2 protein-coding genes are annotated in these 1,335 nt (G+C 66.1%); one reads left to right on the top strand and one right to left on the bottom strand.

Going from position 1 to position 1,335, the window contains the following annotated elements; translation table 11 throughout:
• Positions 1-367: winged helix-turn-helix domain-containing protein (locus FKP22_RS30585; RefSeq protein WP_141291955.1), on the bottom strand; the 367-nt coding region annotated here is incomplete at its 3' end.
• Positions 368-568: 201 nt separating this feature from the next.
• On the opposite strand from FKP22_RS30585, the gene FKP22_RS30580 reads away from it, so the two are divergent.
• On the top strand, positions 569-1,335 hold a 767-nt coding region (locus FKP22_RS30580), incomplete at its 3' end, for a hypothetical protein (RefSeq protein ID WP_141291954.1).

Below are 1,335 nucleotides of genomic sequence, written 5' to 3'. Positions count from 1 at the left end.
CCGGCAGCAGCAACTGGTAGCCGGCCTTGGAAATTGTCTTGATCGCGCTCTCGCCGCCCGCCGCTGCCTCGGTATCCAGCACCCGGCGCAGTTGCCAGATGGCCTGCGTCAAGGCGCGCGAACCGGTGTACGAATTGCCCTCCCAGACTTCGGCGATCAGGCGCTCGCGTGGCACGACCTCGCCAGCACGTTCGGCCAGGCGCTGCAGCACCGCTGCGGTCTTGACCGACAGGTTTTCGCTCAGCGCGATGCCGTCAGCACCAGGCCCGGCGCTCAGGCTGCGGGTTGCCAGGTCGAGGCGAAACCGGCCAATGGTCCAGAAACGGGCGGCTGTGGCGGCCGCTTCAACGGGAGCCGATGCGTTCACAGCGCCGGGCACGCCGCGTGAGCCGGCGCGTAACTGCTTGATTTCACGAGGAAAAATCTTTTCGTGAGAAAAATACGAGAAAAGCTTGGCAGCCCAAGCATTGTCGGTGCCAGGGTGGCCCCGTCAAATCGGCACAGCCCCTGCATTGCGGCACAAGGCCACGTTGCATGCACTTATGCGCCATCTTTCCGGAGTGTCCCGATGTTCCTTCCCCGCCCTCCTCGCTCAACTGCCAAATGGGCGCTGTGCCTGTCCTGGCTGGGCCTGGCTGCCCTGCCTGCGCATGCCGACGTCTGGGGCCGCCTGTTCGACGCGAGCACGCAGCAAGCCTTCGTGGCCGACGACTACCCATCCGTCGAACTGCACCGCTGCAGCGCGCCAGGCGACACGCTGTGCGCCGAATTCGTGGCCGGCGCCGAACCGGCGGCCGACGGCAGCTACCGCTTTGCCGCCGGCAGCTTCGACAGCCCCGGCCGCTACCAGCTCTGGGGCAGCGCGCTGAACCACGAATACACGCACTCGGCCCCGTTCTCGGTGACCGGCAGCGAAGACCATCCGATGGACATGCCACTGGACCTGCTGCCGCTTCAGGCCAGCAAGCTGCAAAGCTGCACCACGGTGGACGCCGAAGGCTTCTGCAGCGTCAGCTACACGCTGCGCAACGTCGGCAGCACCAGCCGCCAACTGCAGGCCTGGGTGCTCAATTCCACCACTGCCTTCATGCCGGCCGGATGGTCGCAATACACCTATGGCGACGGCGACACCAAGCGCGTGCAGCTGACGCTTGGCGCCGGCAAGCAGAAGACGCTGACTCAGAAGGTCTATGTCGGCAAACAGCTGCCGCGCGGCGCGTACGCCTCGATTTCGCTGTTCGTCTCGCCCAAGGACCTGCCGCAGCAGGCGCTGATCTGGGAAAGCCTGCCCACCGTGTTCTCCGAGGGCGACGGCACGCTGCGCCCGATCTCGGC

It is taken from the genome of Ideonella azotifigens, assembly GCF_006519715.1.
Classification (GTDB): Bacteria; Pseudomonadota; Gammaproteobacteria; order Burkholderiales; family Burkholderiaceae_C; genus Ideonella; species Ideonella azotifigens.
The sequence above is the reverse complement of the archived record's forward strand: the minus strand, read 5'-3'. Positions and strand labels throughout refer to the sequence as shown.